At 41.3% G+C, this 20,051-nt stretch carries 15 protein-coding genes; 13 read left to right on the top strand and 2 right to left on the bottom strand.

The window, feature by feature from the left end; genetic code table 11:
- Nucleotides 1–275: 275 nt before the first annotated feature.
- Nucleotides 276–1,016: a Crp/Fnr family transcriptional regulator gene (locus tag H580_RS24780; protein WP_051217565.1), complete on the bottom strand. Its 741-nt coding sequence runs from the start codon at nt 1,014–1,016 to the stop codon at nt 276–278.
- 212 nt (nt 1,017–1,228) lie between these two features.
- Between H580_RS24780 and H580_RS0118905 the strand changes: the two genes are divergently transcribed.
- The 11 genes from H580_RS0118905 to H580_RS24770 all read left to right on the top strand — a co-directional run bounded on the left by H580_RS0118905 (nt 1,229) and on the right by H580_RS24770 (nt 16,252).
- Entirely contained in the window at nt 1,229–2,266 is a 1,038-nt protein-coding gene (locus H580_RS0118905) for a BMP family lipoprotein (RefSeq protein ID WP_028596178.1), read from the top strand.
- Nucleotides 2,267–2,342: 76 nt separating this feature from the next.
- Complete coding sequence (locus H580_RS0118900; protein ID WP_028596177.1) at nt 2,343–3,881, top strand: ABC transporter ATP-binding protein; 1,539 nt, start codon at nt 2,343–2,345, stop codon at nt 3,879–3,881.
- Nucleotides 3,874–4,983 carry an ABC transporter permease gene (locus H580_RS0118895; RefSeq protein ID WP_028596176.1) on the top strand — a complete coding sequence of 370 codons (1,110 nt, stop codon included), beginning with the start codon at nt 3,874–3,876 and terminating at the stop codon, nt 4,981–4,983. The genes H580_RS0118900 and H580_RS0118895 overlap by 8 nt, the downstream gene beginning before the upstream one ends.
- Entirely contained in the window at nt 4,964–5,911 is a 948-nt protein-coding gene (locus tag H580_RS0118890) for an ABC transporter permease (RefSeq protein WP_425414139.1), read from the top strand. Before H580_RS0118895 ends, H580_RS0118890 begins: the two co-directional genes overlap by 20 nt.
- A gap of 188 nt (nt 5,912–6,099) precedes the next feature.
- Nucleotides 6,100–7,083 carry an ABC transporter permease gene (locus H580_RS0118885; RefSeq protein ID WP_084509368.1) on the top strand — a complete coding sequence of 328 codons (984 nt, stop codon included), beginning with the start codon at nt 6,100–6,102 and terminating at the stop codon, nt 7,081–7,083.
- A gap of 15 nt (nt 7,084–7,098) precedes the next feature.
- Entirely contained in the window at nt 7,099–7,992 is an 894-nt protein-coding gene (locus H580_RS0118880) for a carbohydrate ABC transporter permease (RefSeq protein ID WP_028596173.1), read from the top strand.
- Nucleotides 7,993–8,080: 88 nt separating this feature from the next.
- Complete coding sequence (locus H580_RS0118875; RefSeq protein ID WP_028596172.1) at nt 8,081–9,736, top strand: extracellular solute-binding protein; 1,656 nt, start codon at nt 8,081–8,083, stop codon at nt 9,734–9,736.
- 254 nt (nt 9,737–9,990) lie between these two features.
- The gene (locus H580_RS0118870; RefSeq protein WP_028596171.1) at nt 9,991–11,577 is read left to right on the top strand and encodes a response regulator; all 1,587 of its coding nucleotides are present in this window, start codon (nt 9,991–9,993) and stop codon (nt 11,575–11,577) included.
- A 13-nt stretch (nt 11,578–11,590) separates the two neighbouring features.
- Nucleotides 11,591–13,339, top strand: coding sequence for a cache domain-containing sensor histidine kinase (locus tag H580_RS0118865; RefSeq protein WP_028596170.1), 1,749 nt, complete (start codon nt 11,591–11,593; stop codon nt 13,337–13,339).
- A gap of 95 nt (nt 13,340–13,434) precedes the next feature.
- Nucleotides 13,435–15,579 (top strand): penicillin-binding transpeptidase domain-containing protein, encoded by a 2,145-nt coding sequence (locus H580_RS24775; protein ID WP_051217564.1) that lies wholly within the window; start codon nt 13,435–13,437, stop codon nt 15,577–15,579.
- A gap of 79 nt (nt 15,580–15,658) precedes the next feature.
- Nucleotides 15,659–16,252: a GNAT family N-acetyltransferase gene (locus H580_RS24770; protein WP_051217563.1), complete on the top strand. Its 594-nt coding sequence runs from the start codon at nt 15,659–15,661 to the stop codon at nt 16,250–16,252.
- A gap of 97 nt (nt 16,253–16,349) precedes the next feature.
- Here H580_RS24770 and H580_RS0118850 read toward each other — a convergent pair whose 3' ends face one another.
- The gene (locus tag H580_RS0118850; RefSeq protein ID WP_028596169.1) at nt 16,350–17,207 is read right to left on the bottom strand and encodes a DegV family protein; all 858 of its coding nucleotides are present in this window, start codon (nt 17,205–17,207) and stop codon (nt 16,350–16,352) included.
- A gap of 324 nt (nt 17,208–17,531) precedes the next feature.
- Here H580_RS0118850 and H580_RS0118845 point away from each other — a divergent pair, with 324 nt between their 5' ends.
- The gene (locus tag H580_RS0118845) at nt 17,532–18,098 is read left to right on the top strand and encodes a hypothetical protein (RefSeq protein WP_028596168.1); all 567 of its coding nucleotides are present in this window, start codon (nt 17,532–17,534) and stop codon (nt 18,096–18,098) included.
- 409 nt (nt 18,099–18,507) lie between these two features.
- Complete coding sequence (locus H580_RS0118840) at nt 18,508–20,025, top strand: discoidin domain-containing protein (protein ID WP_028596167.1); 1,518 nt, start codon at nt 18,508–18,510, stop codon at nt 20,023–20,025.
- Nucleotides 20,026–20,051: the final 26 nt, after the last annotated feature.

The raw sequence follows: 20,051 nt of genomic DNA, 5'->3' as shown, positions 1-20,051 counted from the left end.
TGACCAGCGGTTTAAAATAGGTTCAATGTAGACGCTGTTTATTAGGATGACACGAAAATGCTGTTTGAATACTAGCCTAACACCACATATTCATCATTTCAGTGTTTTGTAACGTTTTCATTTTGTGTTCTTGCTCACAAAAAAATAGTTCTCAGCTTCACTGCGACTAGGTCGAAGGTTGGACTACAATGGTGCTAGAATCATTTAGCAAAAAATTCTGGTACAGGCATTTACACGATAAATCGGTTTGGCATTGCTAGGTGTCATTATAGCATCTAACCATTGAAATGATGTGTACTGTCCTTACGGCGCCAGAATCGCTGCTTCTGTTCTATATAGGAAGATTCGCTGATATCTGACATTTTTTTCAAATTCATAATTGTAATCGTTTTCTGATTAACCGCAATGATTCCTTCATCTTGAAATTCTTTGAGTGTCTTGGACAAAGACTCTCTCGTAACGCCTATCATATTGGCAAGCACATGATGAGGAAACTTATATTGAATTTGAATGTAACCGCTATCTTCAGTGCCTAAGTTTGTTGACAGGTCTAACAGCAGGTTCGCGCATTTACGTCTAACATCCATAAAGGACAAGTAGCATATTTTACGATTCAATACGCGAATGTTATCTACGAGCTGGCAATAGGCACGACGCAGTATCGAGGGATATCGTTCGGTTAGCTGCATAAAGTCTTCACCGCTAAGCATCCATGCCTGAACATTATCCATTGCTTCAATAGAAGCAATTCTAGCAGAGGCGGGATCAATAGCTTCCACTTCGCCTACCGTTTCGCCAGGGAAGAAGAAGTTGAAAATAAATTCTTTATCTTCCTCAATGCGATAAACTTTGACGAAGCCGGAACGAATAATAAAAATGTCTCTATTCGTATCTTCTTCATAAATAATGGTGTGATTTTTCTTGAAATGACGGTGTTTTAGCTTAGGGAGCAGTTCTTGTATAGCATGCTCAGGCAAATCCTGAAAGAAGGTAACCTGACGCAAATCATCAATCATCGTATGAATCCACCTTGTTTATAGTATCACTAGTGTCATCATACACTAGAAAACGCTTTCAAACCAAGTTTAACTTCTTTTACTTTAGTGTGGAGGTGATGTTTTTAGTTACCAGCTATAAGTCTAGTAACAAAGTTATGGTGCATTTTAGTAACTTAGGTTACGATAGGTAATGGCAATTCCAATACATCATTCATAGGGGGAACATACGCATGAAGAAAAAAGGTTGGTTATTAATGCTTGCAAGTGTTATGGTGCTTACGCTCGTTTTGTCTGGCTGTGGTGCTAAAAACAAAGAGACAGATCCAGCAACTGGTGGCTCTGCACCAAAAAGTGATCTAAAAGTAGGCCTCGTAACAGACTTGGGTAGTGTAAACGACAAGTCGTTCAACCAAAGTGCGTGGGAAGGCTTGCAAAAGCTTCGTGATGAAAAAGGTGTTAGTGTTAAGTACATGGAGCCTAAAAAAGACGCTGAAATCATTCCTAACTTGAACCAGTTCGTAAAGGGCGGCTATGATTTGACATGGGCAACAGGCTTTACAATGATGGACCCTGTTAAGCAAATTGCAGGAGAAAATCCAAATGCTAAACTTGCTATTATTGACGCGGAGGTACAAGCACCAAACGTTGCTTCCGTCCTGTTCCAAGAGCATGAAGGCTCATTCTTGGTTGGTGTTATTGCTGGTCTTACAACTAAAACAAACAAACTTGGATTCGTTGGCGGTTTGGAATTGCCGGTAATCAAGCGCTTCGAGGTTGGCTTCCGCGAAGGCGTAAAAGCAGTTAACCCAGAGGCAGCTGAAAACTTGAAAGTTATTTACACAGCTGACTTCAGCCGTGTAGATAAAGGTAAATCTGCAGCTTCTACGATTTATGAAGGTGGCGCGGACATTATCTTCCACGCATCTGGTATGACAGGTAACGGTGTATTTAATGAAGCAAAAGAGCGTAAACAACGTGGTGAAAATGTTTGGGTTATCGGCGTAGATATGGACCAATCCTTGACATTTGGCGATGACATTACATTGACTTCAATGATTAAGCGTGTTGATAACGCAGTAATTGAAATTTCCAAGCAATTGGAAGGCGACAAGTTCCCAGCTGGTAAAACAACTTACATGGGCTTGAAAGAGAAGGGCGTAGATATCGCTCCTACTTCTACGAAGAACGTTGCTCCAGAAGTATTGGAAAAAGTAGAAGAGTACCGCACAAAAATTATCAACGGTGAAATCAAAGTTCCTAGCGAGTAATTGTACTTTTGACGATATGCATTGCCAATTCCCCTGCCGCTTAAGTGGTGGGGGAACTTCTTAAGGAGGAATCCGTATGACCGCTCAACACGACATCGTTCTTGAGCTTAAGGGGCTCACCAAGCGATTTCCGGGAATCGTTGCAAATGACAGCATAGACTTACAGTTGCGCAAAGGTGAAATATTGGCGCTGCTAGGTGAGAACGGGGCCGGGAAATCGACTCTGATGAATATGGTGTTTGGTCTGTATCAGCCAGATGAAGGTGAGATTTGGATAAATGGCCAACCTGTTTCTATGGACACCCCTAGTAAAGCGATTGAACTCGGCATCGGAATGGTTCATCAGCACTTTAAGTTAGTTCCACCGTTCACGGTAACTGAAAATATTGTACTAGGTATGGAGACGAAGAAAGGTTTAGCTATCGATCTTAAGTCATCCGCGCAGCGGATTCAAGAATTATCGGATAGATATAACTTAAATATTAAGCCACATGCCGTTGTAGATACAATCTCTGTAGGGATGCAGCAGCGTGTAGAAATTATGAAGATCCTATATCGTGGAGCGGATATTCTAATCTTTGACGAACCGACGGCTGTATTGACGCCACAAGAGATTACGGAATTGCTTGCGATATTGAAAGGTTTGGCGGCAGAAGGCAAATCTATCATTATCATTACGCACAAGCTTAAAGAGATCATGGAAATTGCAGATCGCTGCACAGTTATTCGCAGAGGTAAAGTCATCGACACGCTGGAAGTAGCTGCAGCTTCTCCCGAAGCGCTTGCAGAGCGTATGGTAGGGCGTAACGTAAGCCTTCATGTAGATAAAGAAGCTGCACAGCCTGGTGAACGTTTGTTGGAAGTGAAAGATCTGCATGTTAAAGATTCAAGCGGTCAAAATATGCTCCGCGGTGTAAGCTTTGATATTCGTGCTGGTGAGATCGTTGGTATCGCTGGTGTAGATGGTAATGGACAAAGTGAACTAATAGAAGCGCTGACTGGCATGATGAAGATTGAGTCTGGCTCCATTCGTTTGGAAGGCAAGGAAATGGCTAACCTATCTCCGCGGACAGTTAGTGAATTGGGTGTTGGACATATTCCACAGGATCGTCATAAGCATGGACTTGTACTTGATTTTACAGTGAGTGAGAATTCTGTTCTGAAATCGTATTACAATAATCCTATGAGCAAGCTTGGAATATTGCAAGAAAGCAATATTAGAAAAGAAGCAGAGCGATTCATTGAAAGCTATGATATTCGTACCCCAGGCACAGAGGTTCTGGCACGTTCCTTATCGGGTGGTAACCAGCAAAAAATTATTATTGCACGTGAGATCGAAGCGAATCCGAAATTCCTCATCGCGGCACAGCCAACTCGTGGCTTGGACGTAGGTGCAATCTCATTTGTGCATAAGCAATTGATTGCTGAACGCGATGCTGGCAAAGCGGTACTTCTTGTTTCATTTGAATTGGATGAAATATTAGATGTAGCAGATCGCATTCTCGTTATTTTCAATGGACAAATCGTTGGAGAGACGACTCCTTCGGCGACAAATGAGCAGAAGTTAGGGTTAATGATGGCAGGAAAGTTGGGGGGAGAATCGTCCAATGGCTAAGCTTAAGTCACTCATGAATGTTTTTAGACAAGAATCCATTTGGATTTCGATCATTTCCATCTTTCTAGGGTTACTGATTGGTGCAATCGTTATGCTGGTCGGCGGCTATGAGCCTGTACTAGCTTACCAATCCATGATTGAGAAAATTGTAGGGAATCCTTATGATATCGGAGAAACGATTCGTTCTATTATGCCTCTTATATTGACTGGTTTGGCTGTTGCGGTTGCATTCCGCGGCGGAATGTTCAACATCGGGGTTGAAGGACAAATCGTAATGGGTTCTATCGGGGCATTGTTTGTAGGATACTTCTTAGATCTACCACCAGTACTACATGCTATTGTTGCTATCGTTGTAGGTGCTATATTCGGTGGTCTGTGGGGGATGCTAGTTGCTTGGTTAAAAACGAGCAGAGGTATCAACGAGGTTGTAACTTGTATCATGTTGAACTGGAGTGCGCTATATATTAGCCATATCGTCGTTCGTATGTTCATGATGGAAGAGGGGACAGCTCGTTCGAAGCTCATTCAAGATTCAGCAAGCATTGAAATTCCTTTCTTAATTCAATGGTTTGATGGAGCTCGAATTCACTGGGGATTCATCATCACGATGCTTCTTCTAGTCGGCTACTCCTTCTATATGAACAAGACGAAGTGGGGCTATGAGCTGCGTGCAGTTGGTTCCAGTAAACATGCTGCACATTATGCTGGTATTTCTGTAAATAAGACGATCCATCGCACATTCTTTATTTCCGGTATGATGGGTGGATTAGTTGGTACATTTGAAATCTTAGGTGTGTTCAAATATTTGGCTATCGCGCCAACGACTTCAGGGCTAGGCTTTGACGGTATTGCGGTTGCATTGCTAGGTATGAATACAGCAATCGGCATATTGTTGGCTGCTGCATTGTTCGGAGCATTGATGTACGGTTCGCAAGGAATGAGCTTTGGTGCTGACGTACCAGGAGAAGTAATCCGCATGGTTGTTAGTATCATCATCTTCTTTGCAGCGGCTCCAGGCATGCTGCGCGTATTATTCCAACTTCGACGTTCGACTCGTAGGAAGGAGGTGAGCGCTCGTGGAAATGATAGCGTTTCTCATTAATGGTACGTTCGTATTCGCGACTGCGCTTATCTTTGCAGCATTGGGTGGTCTCATCACTGAGCGTGCAGGTGTAATTAACCTTGGATTAGAAGGCTTCATGGTATCCGGTGCGTTTACAGCCGGTGTAGTCACTTATTATGCTGAGCAAGCAAATATGGGTGGTGCATCACCGTGGATTGGATTTTTAGCTGCACCAATCTTCACCTTGTTATTCGCCCTATTGCATGCTATCGCTTCCGTTCGCTTTAAGGCTAATCAAGTAATTAGCGGTATCGTTGTAAACATGTTGGCAGCGAGTTCTACGTTCTTCTTCGTAAAACTGTTGTTTGACGGTGCGGCGGAAACGCCATTATTGCACAACGTATTTAGTAAAGCCAGCATTCCGGTTCTGTCTGATCTTCCGTTCGTAGGAGTTGCTTTCTTCAGCCTATATCCGGTAACGTATATTGCAATTGCATTAGCTATCATTATTTACTTCATTATGTATCGTACACCACTAGGCTTGCGCCTACGTGCTGTTGGTGAGCACCCTGGTTCGGCAGACACTGCAGGTGTTCGTGTAAATCGCTTGCGCTTCTTGGCTGTATTAGCAGGCGGGATGATCGCATCACTTGGTGGAGCAACCGTTACATTGACGATGAACAGCAGCTTTACCTTCCATACGATTTCGGGTCAAGGATTCATTGCCTTGGCAGCTGTAATCTTTGGTCGTTGGCATCCAATCGGAGCCTTTGGTGCTGCCTTGTTCTTCGGTGTAGCACAGGCGGTTAAAGACCAAATTCAAGTGGTAGAAGCGGCGAAGCATATTCCGAATGAAATATTCTACTTGCTTCCTTATGTGCTTACGCTTGTCGTTCTTATCTTTACATCCAAAAAGTCCAGTTCTCCGGCTGCACTTGGAGTTCCGTATGAACCTGGCAAACGTTAATCATCATCGTAATTGATAAAAGACCTACTGTGAAATTGATTTTCGCAGTAGGTCTTTTTGCATGAAATGATATAACTTCATGGGAAAGTATCACAATTCGTTGTTTACTCATCTATTCGTTTACGCAGTTGCTTCATACAATAGTAGTACAGAAGTCTATAAAGAGAGATGGAAAGGAGAGAATGATTATGTCGCCTACTGACTTGAGCACATCACAAGGCTCAGCGCCAGATCCAGGGCTCAAAAAAATCAAAGCATCACAGCAAAGTGGATGGCAGCGCTTTATTAAGCAAATCGATATTCAATTGATGGTACTGCCAGCTCTCTGCTTCGTATTTGTTTTTAGTTATATTCCGATGTACGGGGTACTAACTGCTTTCCAGGATTACAGCTTGTTTAAAGGGTTTTTTGCTAGTAACTGGGTTGGTTTTAAGCACTTCATAGCTTTTTTCAATTCTCCTGATTTTGAGCGAGTATTACGCAATACACTCGTTATTAGCTTTTTGAAGTTGCTAATTAGCTTCCCAGCACCTATTCTTCTTGCCTTAATGCTTAACGAGGTTGGCAACAAATACTTTAAGAGCCTTGTTCAAACGTTAAGCTACTTGCCACACTTCTTGTCTTGGGTTATCGTATCGGGCTTTGTTATTTCGATGTTGTCTGTCGACAACGGCAGTATTAACATCATTTTAGAGAAGCTCAATTTAATTGAAGAACCACTGAATTTCCTTTCGATGCCTGAATACTTCTGGTCTATCTTGATTACGACCAACGTCTGGAAGGAGATCGGATTCGCTTCAATTGTATATTTGGCCGCCATTGCAGGTATCGATCCTCACTTGTATGAGGCAGCTTCGATGGACGGTGCGAGCCGGTTTAAACAAATTTTCCTGATAACGCTTCCATGTATCATGCCTGTAGTAATCATTTTCATGATTCTGGCAATCGGAAACATTATGAACGCTGGATTTGAAGATATATTGCTCCTGAGCAAGGATAAGATCGTTTGGAGCGTATCGGATGTTATAGACACCTACGTACTCAGGGTAGGTATTGAAAATCATCGATACTCTTATGCAGCTGCAGTAGGATTGTTCAAATCAGTAGTCAGTATCATTCTACTCACAATAGCTAACGCGGTCGCTCGTCGCAGTGGCAACAGTTTGTGGTAGGGAGGAGGTAGCACGATGAAACTAACATTTGGCGATAAAATGCTTCAGTTTTGGATTTACTTGTTTCTGACTTTGCTGGCCTTCGTAACGTTCTACCCATTCTGGAATGCCGGTGTTATATCTTTAAATGATGGCAAAGATACGATGCTTGGAGGAATTACCTTCTGGCCTCGAGAGTTTACACTCGAGAACTACAAAATCGTACTGCAAGATGAACGTATCATTAATGGCTTTGTTATTTCAGTTTTACGAACCGTCTTAGGTACGTTGCTAAGTATATTTGCAACATCTCTACTAGCATATGGAATGACGAAGCGTGAACTTATGGGTCGTAAATATTACATGATTATGTGTGTGTTCACGATGTACTTTAGTGGTGGTTTAATCCCGACATACTTGCTTATTCGTGAGTTGGGATTGATGGATACATTCTGGGTTATGATCTTGCCAGGTTTGGTATCGGTATGGAATATGATCATCTTCCGTACGTTCTTTGCAGGATTGCCGGCAGGACTTGAAGAGTCGGCGAAAATGGACGGTTGCGGACCTTGGAAAACGTACTTCTTTATCGTTCTTCCGTTGTCAGGTCCTGTTATCGCAACGTTGTCCTTGTTTACAGCGGTAGCCCATTGGAATGAATGGTTTATCCCGAGTATTTACATTAACAATGAGAACCTATTGCCAGTCCAAACCATTCTACGTAATACGTTGAATGCCAATATTATGACGGAGCAAATGAGTAAGCTGGATCCACAGGCTGCTGCTCGAATGGCAGGTGCATCCAATGTAACTACGAAATCGCTATCAATGGCGACAATGATGGTAGCTACATTGCCGATCATTATGGTATATCCGTTCTTACAGCGTTTCTTCGTTAAAGGTGTATTGGTAGGTTCCTTGAAAGAGTAGTCTCTAACCGATGTTGTTTGAAGCTTTTGCTTTGAACATAGATGATCCTAGTGATCAGCACATGCATAATAAGAGAGGGGTTATGTCTATGAAGAACCGTTGGGGTAAGTCATTACTGCTTCCGCTTATCGCGGTATTCGCAGCAATGTCATTGTTGGCTGGCTGCGGCGGCGGAACACCTGCTGCAACAACACCAGAGAAAAAAGGTTCTGAAACAACAGCACCAGAAGCATCAACAGCAAAGTATGAGTTTGGTAAAGAGCCGCTTGAAATCGAATTGTATGGTCACTATGACTGGTTCTCCATGCCAGCATGGGGTGGTGACCCTGCTACGAAGTGGATTCAAGACAACATGAAAGTTACGATTAAACCAATTCTTTCCGGTGGTAAAGCAAACCAAAAGCTTAACACATTAATCGCAGGTGGAACGCTTCCTGATGTAATATGGATGCAGCGTGATGGCGAAGTTGAGCGTTTGCGTCAAAATGGATTGCTTGTCCCATTCGATGATTATTTGGATAAATATCCGAACCTGAAAGAGTGGGCTGGCGAAGATACGCTTAACATGCTTCGTTCACCAGATGGAAAGTTATATCAGTTCCCGAACTGGTATACAAAAGAGCCTAACGGTAACGGTGGCTACATGTTGAACATTAAAATGTACAAAGAGCTTGGTGAGCCTAAAATTGAAACGTTGGATGACTTCTATAACTATCTGAAATTAGTTAAAGCGAAGTATCCTAACGTAATTCCGTTCGAGCCAGGCTTAGAAGGACAAGGATTCGATACGCTTTACTCTGCGTTTAAAGAATCTAATCCACCAACTCACATCTCGATGCGTGCTGTACCTAATGGCGACAAGTTGACATCGCTCTTCTTGGATCCAACTTACCGTGAATCGATGCAGTTTATTAACAAACTGTATCGCGAGGGCTTGGTAGCAAAAAGTGCGTTGACGCAAACAGAAGACCAAGTTAAAGAAAAAGTTATGAATGGTCAAGTAGCTGTTTATTCTTCTGCAGATACGACAAAGTTCGGAAGTATGGGACATGCGGCATTGACAAAGAAAGATCCGAATGATGGCTACTTCATGATTTGGCCATTTGCTAAAGCTGGAATTCCTAAAGATAAAATTAATCCTGGTCACTACAACTCTTTGGGTTGGAACGTAAGTGTAATTACAACTTCCGCAGAAAATCCAGAAGCAGTATTTGCATTCTGGGATTATATGACTGGTCCTGAAGGATTCCGCGTATTGTTCTGGGGACCTGAAGGTCTATACTGGGAAGGTGTAGATGCTGACGGAGTACCGAAATTGAAAGATGAGTACTTCACAAAAGAAAAAGAACGTCAAGATCTGATGGATAAGTTGGTTAACTTCCAATGGGTTGGTAACACGGGATACATTGATCCTGCTAAATCCAAGTTCGAGCTTCAGCTTCCACCAGAAAAACGTACATGGGAAACAAGATGGCAATCCGAGATCACTTGGAAAACGCAATACAATGCTACTGAGTTCCAAAATCTAGATCCATCAAAAGAATCCGATGAAGGTATCGCAAGACAGGCTGTAGAAGATATCTACTTGGAAGCTCGTTCTCAAGCATTGTACGCGAAGAGCGAAGAAGATGTATTGAAAGTGCTAGACAAAGCACATGCTGATGCAGAGGCTGTTGGCTACAACACAGTGCTTGAATACAAAACAAAAATGTGGCAAGAAAACAAACAAAAGCTTGGTAAATAAGAACGTCTAGTAGAGAAGTTAAGTCTATACAATCGTATAGACTTAACTTTTTTTGTTTTTTTATTAAAACAATGGTCGTGTGAAAGAATAGGTCATGATACAATAGATCCATAAGTTGGAATAGTTCGCGACATATTTTTGTCGTTTAGTTACGTCTTTAGTTATTTGCTTTTAGTTATTTGCTGGTATATTCAATAATAATGATATGATAACCGCTTTAACTTGCTGTTTATATATTTCGAGGGGGTCCTGACATGTACAAAGTGTTGTTAGCAGATGATGAAGTGTTGGATCTAGAAGGAATGAGGCAGTTTATTCCTTGGAGTGAACTGGGATTAGAAGTAGTAGGTGCCGTGAATAATGGATTTTCGGCCTATGAACTTATACAACAACAGCCTGTCGATATTCTTGTAACAGATGTACATATGCCTAACATGTCTGGACTTGAACTGGCAAGACGTGCATTGGAACATAAACAAGATATGCGTATTATTTTTGTAAGCGGTTACCAAGATTTTCAGTATGTCAAGCAAGCATTATCCATGAATGCATGCAGTTATGTTCTGAAGCCAATGGATGATGAGGAGCTTATTCAATCTTTAAATAAGGTGACAAAGGATCTAAACGAAGACAAAAGGCGTAAAGAAGCGGAAGAGAACTATGAAGTTATGCGCCCAATGGCCAAAAATGAATTAATGACTCGATTATTAGAGGGGGATTACAAGAGGCTGACTCTTATGGAGCTAGATAAGTTATCCCAATCTGTTGGACTTCATAAGCTTCAATGGCCCTTGCAGGTTGCCGTTGTTGAAGTAGATGATGCAAGAACAAGTGGCATGCTTGGTACATACTCGACAGAAGAGAAACTGCAATGGCAGCAGACATTTAGTCAGGATATGCAAGAAGTATGTCATAGCTGTGGAACGATTCATAGCTGTCAATTATCTAAGCAGAGGCTTGCAATCTTAATGACTAGTGAGCATGTGGCAAATTGTATGCATGCGATAGTGAATCAAGTTCAGGCGAAATATCCGTTTACGTTTACGGTAGGGATCGGTGAAGCTGTACATGAAGTAGACCAGTTAAGCGCTTCTTATCAGCAAGCAATTGAAGCAGTTGAGGGTAAAATGTTCCTTGGAAAAGGGAAAGTTATTCCCTACATGGATGTAAAGCGTACTCCTGAAATGGAAGATGCCCGAACACTCGATATTCGAGTAGACGCTATGTGTCAAGCCATTTCGGAATATGATCTGGTGCGGATTCATGATGAAATTGATAATTTATTCCACTCCGTTGCGAGTATTCGCTCTAAATTTACCGTACATAACTTAGCATTGTATCTCGTCATGAAACTGGATCAGCATTTACAATCTATGGATGAGGATGTATTTCGGATGCTAGGCATGCAGCTTCATAATTTAGATATCTTGCAGAAATTCGAAACGACTAGTGATATCCGTTCTTGGCTTGTGCGGCAAGTATTTTATATCTCAGAAACGTTGCAGCAGAAATCACTTTCTAAAAATAGTCGTTTGATTCGAGAAATTATTAAAGTTATGGAAGATAACTTACATGAAAATATCGCGCTTAAAGATATCGCTCTTCAATTTTCCTTCTCCCCTAACTATTTAGGATTCCTATTTAAGGAAGAGGTAGGTAAGTCATTCAGTGAGATGTTATTTCAGCTACGTATGGAACGAGCGAAAGAACTGCTCAAAGATCCTTCTATGAAAATATATGAAGTAGCTAATCAAGTGGGATATCGATATTTGCCGTATTTTAGTAGACAGTTCAAAGAAACTTACGGTACAACTCCAATGGAGTTCCGTAAGAAATTATGAGGATGTGGAGAGGATGAGGGCTTTACAGCATCATCGAAGAGGATATTTTCCGTTTGGTTACAAATTGTTAGTGACGTATGCGATATTCATTATTGTACCTCTAATTGTGATTGGAATCGTATCCTATAGTATGTATGTAGAGTCCGTGCGCAAGCAGACGCAGACTACGATTCACGGTACACTGCAGCAAATTAAAGATAATATTCATTATCGAATTAACGATGTCATAAGGGTATCATCCACCATTTATTATGATTATAACTTAGCTGATGCGATTCGCTACTATGAAGAAGGATGGGAAACGCATGAGAAAACCATTAAGATTGTCGTTCCAACTTTACATAATGCCATTACTTCAACGAATTTGAAAATATGGGCGTCTGTTTTTTTTCATAATGAAACACTACCGGAAATATATCATAAAACTTTTATAAATGAAGAACCAGATCAGACCGGACGGACCTATAACATTTTTCATATAAAACGAATAAAAGAACAATCATGGTATCAAGAACATCCTGTTGAACAGTACAGTAGAACATGGGCGTGGAGACAGGTGCAGTCTGATGCTGATTTTGGAAGAATCTCTTTGCTTCGAAGAATCGTCGATATTCAGCAGCCTTTAGATATGAAAGAAATTGGTTTTGTGAGAATCAGCATTAAGTTGTCTGATTTATTCGAAAGTGTGGATTACGCTAAAATTGGCGATGGAAGTATATTGACGGTCAGGGACAGATACGGGAATACGGTCTATCGTTCAGCAGCAAGTTCAGCCCCAGATCACGCTCGTGTAAATGATGAAACGTTCATGACGATTGAAGAAGCGTTAGATGACGGAGGATGGGTATTAACTGCATCCATACCTACTATGATTGTAGAGCAAGATGCGAAGCGTATTCGAATGTTTACGATATGGGTAGCTCTTTCCTGCCTCATCGTATGTACGTTCGCGGCTATTTTTATCTCTAGACATTTTTCATTACGAGTAAACAAAATAATTACGATATTAAATGCATTTCGTGAAGGAGATCTCCATAAACGAGTTCATTTACGCAACAAAGATGAATTCTCTGAAATTGGCAATGCAATTAATGAAATGGGAGAAAATATAGGGGATCTTATCAAAGAAGTATATGTCACGCAGCTTCAAAAGAAAGAGGCTGAACTAGAATCTTTACAGGCACAAATCAACCCTCATTTTCTGTACAATACGTTATCATCTATTAGTAGATTAGCTAAGTTCGGGGATACCGAAAGACTGCATCAAATGGTAATGGAATTGGCAAAGTTTTATCGCCTAACGTTGAATGACGGTAGAACGAATATTCCATTAGCTACGGAGTTAGAACAAGCACAAGCTTATATTGAAATCCAAAAAATTAAATTTGGCGAACGGATGGACGTTCTATTTTTAATAGATAGTGATATATGGCCTTATCAAACGATTAAGCTAATCGTACAGCCGTTTCTTGAAAATATATTCGAGCACGCATGGTGTGGGGATCGAATTCATATCCGTATTGAGGTTAAATGTTTGGATGAGCATATCAAAATTCGCATTGTCGATGATGGGGTTGGAATGACGGCGGAACGCATTAGTCATATTTTCGATTCGCAAGATCACGTGAATGGCGGCTACGGAATTCGCAATGTTCATCAACGTATACGGCTGCAGTATGGAGAACAATATGGGGTTAGCATTTTTAGCCGCATCGGAATCGGAACGGTTGTGGAAATCTCCATTCCAACTGTTAGACGATAATGTTGCAACATAAGGTCGAGCGTGAATGACTTTCATAATCTAATGGTCGTGGACGTAATTAATTATTCTATCATTTGTATGGAGGGATGCGTAGTATGCTGCATAATAAACGGATTCGGATTCGGTCACTCGTTCTAGGCGGCTTCTTCATACTATGTGTTACCGTTATTTTGATAAGACTTTTCTGGATTCAAGTGGTCAATTTTGAATTTTATGAACAGCACAACAATAAGACTTGGGCGTACGAAGTTAAAATGCCTGCACATCGTGGTGATATTGTCGACCGTAATGGGAAAGTGCTTGCTGCAAGCGCGCCATCTTATCATGTCGTTCTGCATCCTGAAATGGTGAGAGATAACAAACGTGAAGCGGATGTTGCGCGTGAACTATCACGACTATTAGGGACAACAGAATCCAAGGTGATGGAGCTCGTTAATAAGAAAAAGACGCAAGTTGAGTTACACCCACAGGGTCGACATTTGCCTTATGACAGATTGGAAGAGTTCAATCAAACGTTTGGGCAGTCTCGTATCCAAGGTCAAGATATCGTTTTCTATGAGTACGGTGTACGTTTGCAAAGAGATACGAAGCGCTATTATCCCTATAATGAGACGGCGGCTCATATTCTCGGATATATCGATCGAGAAGGTAAGCCGATTATGGGGGTTGAAGCTGAATTGAATAATGCACTATCTGGAAAAGACGGTTCAATTAAAGGACAGCGTGATCTCAAGGGTTATCCATTACCTCAATCGAAACCAGAAGTCGTTCAACCGAAAGATGGGCAGCAAGTTCAGTTGACGATAGATGTTGATATTCAAAAAATATTAGAAGATTCCATGCAAGACATGATGCGGCAATGGAATCCAAAGTTTGCAGTGGGATACGTTATGGATCCGAAGACGATGGAAATATTAGCGATGGCAAGCGCGCCGACTTTCAATCCGAATTCGTATTCGAAATCCGATCCGATACGTGATATGAAGAATAATGCACTGTATTCACGGTTTGAACCGGGTTCGACGTTTAAGCTCGTTACGTTGGTCGCTGCTGTGGAAGAGAAGAAGTTTAATCCTAATGCTGAGTTTCTATCCGGTCATATTAAAGTTCCAGGTATTAAGATTCACGACGCTAATGAAGTTGGCTGGGGCGTAATAGACTATTTAACGGGTGTGAAAAAATCAAGTAACGTTGGTTTCGTTAAGATGGGCCAAGCACTTGGAGAAGATACATTTATGAACTATGCCGATGCCTTTGGCATGAATGGAAATACGGGGGTTGAACTAGGCGATGTAGCGGGTTTTGTTAGATATAATCGTCCTTCTGAGTTCGCGACAACAACCTTTGGTCAAGGGGGGGCGGTTATAAGTGGTCTGCAAATGACTACTGCCTATGCAGCTGTTGCCAATGGTGGTGAATGGATGACACCTCAACTGATCAAAGGTGATACTTCACCTAGTGATAGCAATGAGCATAAGGATGAGCGTAGGCGAGTCATATCAGTTGCCTCAGCTAAGCAAGTGTCTGAAATATTAGAAGAGGTAGTACTGGATGGAACGGGACAGACTGCTCAAATACCTGGTATTCGGGTAGCTGGGAAGACAGGTACGGCCCAAAGAGCCAAAAGTGGCGGTGGATACTCAAAAACAACATGGCTGGTCTCCTTTGCAGGATATGCTCCTGTTGAAGACCCAAAGTATGTCATTGGCATTTTCGTGGATGATCCACAATTGGGTGGAGATTACACGTTGGCGAGCCAAGTTGCGATGCCAGTATTCAAGTCTACGATGGAGCGTAGTTTGCGATTAAGTGGTGTAGTACCTTCAACAGAGGAAAAGGCTAAGGCTGCTATCAGGTATCAACGTAAAATGCCGGATGTGACGAATAAGCCGGTTGGAGATGCGGTAAAGGCCATTCAAGCAGAAGGGATGAAGATTCGCCGATTTGGTCAGGGGGACAAAGTGTTGAAACAATATCCTTCTTCACAGACAGCCCTTTCAAAAGGATCGACGGTGTATATATTGACTGACAAGCCAGAGAATATTCCTACGCCTGTTTTTGATGGGTTGTCGCTTCGGGATGTACTCGCTATAAGCTCTTTCCTTGGCATCAAGGTGCGGGTAGAAGGGGAAGGGTATGTGACAGAGCAGACTCAAATTTCTTCAGAAGGTGAGCCGACTGAAGTGATGTTAAAGCTAGCTTCTCGAACTGTAGCTGCTCAGCCTCCAGATTCTGGTTGACAATCATATGATGAAATGATTAGAATCCTTCTTACTATTTTTATATCATCGTAAACATATTAAGGTGGAGGGGCTTGCTATGCCGCATATTTTAGGACAGAGAATTCGGTTAAGAGAGTACCGCAAGGAAGATATCGAAGAAGTTCGCAAATGGGTCAATGATGGCACGGTCACCGCTGGACTTCATGATCTTTTTCAAGCACCTCAATCGATCAATATGACAGAATCTTTTATAGAGATGAGAATGAAACCATCCCAGAAGGAGTACGGTTTCGTTATTGCTGAGCTGGATTCAGAGGCGTATATTGGACAAGTTGATTTGCAAATCGACTGGAAAAATCGAACGGGTACGTTCGGTATCGTTATTGGCAACAAAGCCTATCATGGCGCTGGTTACGGTGAGGAAGCATTGCGCCTGTTGATGGTGTTTGCTTTTGATCAATTAGGCTTGCACCGATTGCAGCTAGATGTAATTAGTAACAATGAACGCGCATACCGAAGTTATAAAAGATGTGGTTTTACAGAAGAAGGTCGATTGAGAGAGCGGATATATCGAGATGGAATGTATTTTGACTTCATCGCTATGGGAATATTGCGTAAAGAATTTTATCAGGATGAACGGAATCAAGTATTCAGACAATTGGCAGCGTGGACTTCGCCGCAAGTAACATAGATGGTTTGCTGCTTAATAAGAAAAAGAGGGAAGAAAGCGACGATAGATGTCGTTTATCTTCCCTCTCTTTGTAATTTCGCATGTGCCGCAAAAGGTTCTAATTATTCGTTGCGAAGACGATACCGATCGTATTCGGCCCACAATGACTTGAAATGACACAGCCTGTATACGAAGTATACACATGCTTAGCTCCCGTGAGCAGCTTAAGCTGGTCAACCACATAGGCAGCATCTTCATCAGAATAGGAATGAGTGACAAATATTGTGTCATTATCCATTCGATCTTTCAAATTCAGAGGATTGCTTAGAAGCTGCTCCAATGCTTTTTCACGTTTGCCGCGTACTTTGCTGGCTGCAATCATTTTGCCATCTACGACTTTAATGACTGGACGAATGCGAAGCAGCGTTCCAATGATGTTCTGCAAGCTGCTGCATCTGCCGCCCTTGTGCAAATAATCAAGCGTATCGATAATGAATTCGGTTTCGATATGCTTTCTCATTTCTTGTATGTGTAGAATGATATCTTCAATGCTGTTTCCAGCTTCAGCCATACGTGCAGCACGAAGAACCTGAATGCCGATCCCTGTTGATAAATTCATGGAATCAATAACATGAATACGTCCAGAATGTTCTTCAAGCATTTGAGATGCGATAATCGCATTTTGAATCGTTGAAGAGAGCTCTGTAGAAAGACCGATATAGATAATATCTTGTCCAGCTTTAACGAACGGTTCGAACTTTGCGACAAAGTCACCTGGAGACGGTGCAGCAGTCTTAGGAAGCTGACCACCTTGATCTACCATTTCATAAAGCTTGGCAGGGTCCATGTCCACGCCATCTTGGAACGCTTGATCACCGAATGTCACATAGAGGGGGACAATCCCGATATCATGTTGTTCAATTAGTGATGGTGGTAGGTCGCATGTACTATCAGAAAATATTTTGATCGATGCCATTGTTTAACCTCCTGCAGCAATCTGACAATCTATCTATTATATAATGAATTCCCTCATAAAGACATCGTTTCTATTATACTTCAATTCTCTAATTCATTCACGCTTAAATATGAACCCTAATTATGGATGAAAATACACTCGTTGTATGTGCACTTATTCTATATATAGGTGGAAGCTCTCTTGCTCGTTGCTTGACTGCTGAATCAGCGGTATACTGATTCACGTATGCAATATGATAGAACTATAGAATGTAACGGTACTTGATTGTGATTAGAGATGAAAGAGACAACAGGAGTTTACTTCAACAAGGGAGTCGGTTGGCAGATGAACCAAGAACAACAAGCATTTAAAAAGATATTATGGGGGCTAATCTTCTTAATTGATATTCGATTATGGGGGGTTATAGATGTACTTCCCGATGTGTTCGGAATGTTGTTAGTATTGAAGGCTTTGACAGAGCTGCAGCAAACAGCCCCATCTTTTTATCGCGCGAAGCGATTTATGCCTGTAGTAATCGTATTGACGGGTTATGAGTTTATTGGGCCCTTTATAGCGGGATTAATGGGTGAACAGTTATGGTTATGGTCTGCGATTATTCAGAGTATCGCTATTTTAGCAACGAATATTTATTTAATCTGGCTGCTTACATCTGGTGTGCGTGAATGGGCGAATGGCAAATCTTTATCGAAATTAGCTGATACAGCTAAGCGTCGTGGTATGTTTTATGGTGCCATTAACTTATTTGGTACGATAATCATGCTAGCTTTTTCTATCGTCTCTCCTCTGATATTCAAGGCGCTTGGTCAGCCGATGTCATTTTTGTATGTCGTTACAACGGTTATGGTTGTTGCCTTATTTAAACAAGCAGCCGCCACTGCAGTTGAAAAATAAAAAAGATACAGTATCCCCTCTTTAAGTAATCACGTGAGAACAACCATGTTCTCATGACGGTGAAGAATAAGGAGGGGATTTTTTGCGAAATAACTGATAATTCGACAACAAGATATGATAAACAATTTCATTGTTATATAAATATAATGAAATTGCATGTCCCATGTTCAACCTTTTGCCTATTGAAAATTCATCGTATAGAAAGAGAGAAGAGCGAGAAAAGGGTGATGGTATGAATCATTATTTGTTCTTTCGTAGAAGTCATCTAAATTGTTACAGAATCTCAGTTGCTCATCAGTTGCTCAATTGTGGGCATCAAGCAGAATATCTTTTTTATAATTCCTATGAAAGCTCGGATAACCTATATAAAGAGTTAATAGAGGAGAAAAAGGGTTTTTGGCTTTTACATATGGAGTGCTTGGAAGATGCTGACCTTTTACAAGTAGGCGTGAAGTTTACGGATTTCGAGGGCTCATCTATGGGTGAGGCTGTGCGGTTTGTTGAAATGAATTTGCATAATAAAAATGTCGTGTTTGCTGGTTTAAAGCCGAAGTATTTTCCAGAGCTTCATTTTATGGATGGAGAATCTACGCATTATATGATGATAGAGCAGTTTGTGAATCAGAAACATGCTGTATTGAATGATATTCGACATGTTGCATCGGAGACGTATGATTCAGAATTTGTACTGAATGTAGTCAGTCAATTGGAGTATCCGCTGTTTAGCATGCATGTGCAAAATATTGAGTTCACTGCTGAAACGAAGCAATTATTTCTCGATAGAGCGATTCAACAGATCATGAAGGAAGCGGGAAGTTCCAGATTGTTTGATAAAGCTCTTGACATGGTCAATCAGCTTCCATATGTAACGATGGAAGAGAAAAAAGACATCTTTCACACATTATTACAGCTGTTTGTTGTGCTCTGTGGATCACGATATATGTTCTCCAGTTATGTCAAACTTCTTCAAGTCCCCTCCTATGTGTCCAATATGCTGCATTACTGTTCTGATCTGGCGGAAGGGCTTAAAAATGTAATTATTAAAAAAGAAGCACAAATTCATATATTAAAACAGCCTATACAAATTGATGATTTAATTGAAAGATTGGCAGGGTTACGTGAATACGAACGCTTAACATTACTTGTTTTGAAAAAAGAAGTAGCAAAGGATGCTGAAGCATCTTCGTGGAACAAGCCCGAACAATTAGCAGCTGGTCCATTTCATTTAAGAGCAATGGCAATCACGAGCGATAGTATTGCTATTGAATGGGAAGCACCGATGCTAAAAGATCACGTCATAGCATTTGAAATTACGATAAATGACATGATGGTTGAAACGAGGGTGACGAGATATAAGTTCCAGAACGTAAAGCCAGATACAGACTATCATATCGTCGTTCGCTCAAAAGATATTTTTGGAAACGTATCGCAATTGCAAGCGGAGATTGAAGTAAGAACGGAGCCTAGCTTACTAGGAGAAGATTGGGCTTTGAATAAAATGGTATCAGCCTCGTCTGTTGAACCAGGTTTTGACGGTATGACTTTTCCAGCTAGTCATGTGGTAAATGGGAATAGTTCAACACGTTGGAGCAGCGAATTCTCGGAGCCGCAGTGGTTATATATTGACTTAGAAGAGAGAGTGGCTGTTTCACGCGTTGTTGTCCAGTGGGAATATTCTTTTGCTACGAAGTATGAAATACAAGTGTCGGATGATACTGAAACATGGGTAACGATAAGCACGAAAGAAAAAGAGAGAAGAGAAGGAGAAGAAGAGGTGGAAGTGAGTGAAGAAGTCATTGTTTGCCATGGTGAGGGCAGGTACGTTCGCATACTTATGTTAGAAAGGGAAACTACATATGGATTTTCCATATGGAATGTAAATGTATATGGACATAAGGTAGAAAGTGAGTCAATGTGCAAAGTTTAGTTTTTAAAAAGAGAGATTAGCTTCCG

The sequence above is a fragment of the Paenibacillus assamensis DSM 18201 genome, from assembly GCF_000422445.1.
In the GTDB taxonomy this organism is placed as follows: Bacteria; Bacillota; Bacilli; order Paenibacillales; family Paenibacillaceae; genus Paenibacillus_B; species Paenibacillus_B assamensis.
This window is presented reverse-complemented; position numbering and strand designations above follow the sequence as displayed.

What these genes read in the sequence shown, in the direction of transcription:
- H580_RS0118845 (WP_028596168.1), top strand. Translation starts at nt 17,532, where the DNA reads ATGAACCAAGAACAACAAGCATTTAAAAAGATATTATGGGGGCTAATC.
- H580_RS24780 (WP_051217565.1), bottom strand. Translation starts at nt 1,016, where the DNA reads ATGATTGATGATTTGCGTCAGGTTACCTTCTTTCAGGATTTGCCTGAG.
- H580_RS0118905 (WP_028596178.1), top strand. Translation starts at nt 1,229, where the DNA reads ATGAAGAAAAAAGGTTGGTTATTAATGCTTGCAAGTGTTATGGTGCTT.
- H580_RS0118850 (WP_028596169.1), bottom strand. Translation starts at nt 17,207, where the DNA reads ATGGCATCGATCAAAATATTTTCTGATAGTACATGCGACCTACCACCA.
- H580_RS24775 (WP_051217564.1), top strand. Translation starts at nt 13,435, where the DNA reads ATGCTGCATAATAAACGGATTCGGATTCGGTCACTCGTTCTAGGCGGC.
- H580_RS0118900 (WP_028596177.1), top strand. Translation starts at nt 2,343, where the DNA reads ATGACCGCTCAACACGACATCGTTCTTGAGCTTAAGGGGCTCACCAAG.
- H580_RS0118875 (WP_028596172.1), top strand. Translation starts at nt 8,081, where the DNA reads ATGAAGAACCGTTGGGGTAAGTCATTACTGCTTCCGCTTATCGCGGTA.
- H580_RS0118840 (WP_028596167.1), top strand. Translation starts at nt 18,508, where the DNA reads ATGGAGTGCTTGGAAGATGCTGACCTTTTACAAGTAGGCGTGAAGTTT.
- H580_RS0118890 (WP_425414139.1), top strand. Translation starts at nt 4,964, where the DNA reads ATGATAGCGTTTCTCATTAATGGTACGTTCGTATTCGCGACTGCGCTT.
- H580_RS0118865 (WP_028596170.1), top strand. Translation starts at nt 11,591, where the DNA reads ATGAGGGCTTTACAGCATCATCGAAGAGGATATTTTCCGTTTGGTTAC.
- H580_RS0118870 (WP_028596171.1), top strand. Translation starts at nt 9,991, where the DNA reads ATGTACAAAGTGTTGTTAGCAGATGATGAAGTGTTGGATCTAGAAGGA.
- H580_RS0118895 (WP_028596176.1), top strand. Translation starts at nt 3,874, where the DNA reads ATGGCTAAGCTTAAGTCACTCATGAATGTTTTTAGACAAGAATCCATT.
- H580_RS24770 (WP_051217563.1), top strand. Translation starts at nt 15,659, where the DNA reads ATGCCGCATATTTTAGGACAGAGAATTCGGTTAAGAGAGTACCGCAAG.
- H580_RS0118885 (WP_084509368.1), top strand. Translation starts at nt 6,100, where the DNA reads ATGTCGCCTACTGACTTGAGCACATCACAAGGCTCAGCGCCAGATCCA.
- H580_RS0118880 (WP_028596173.1), top strand. Translation starts at nt 7,099, where the DNA reads ATGAAACTAACATTTGGCGATAAAATGCTTCAGTTTTGGATTTACTTG.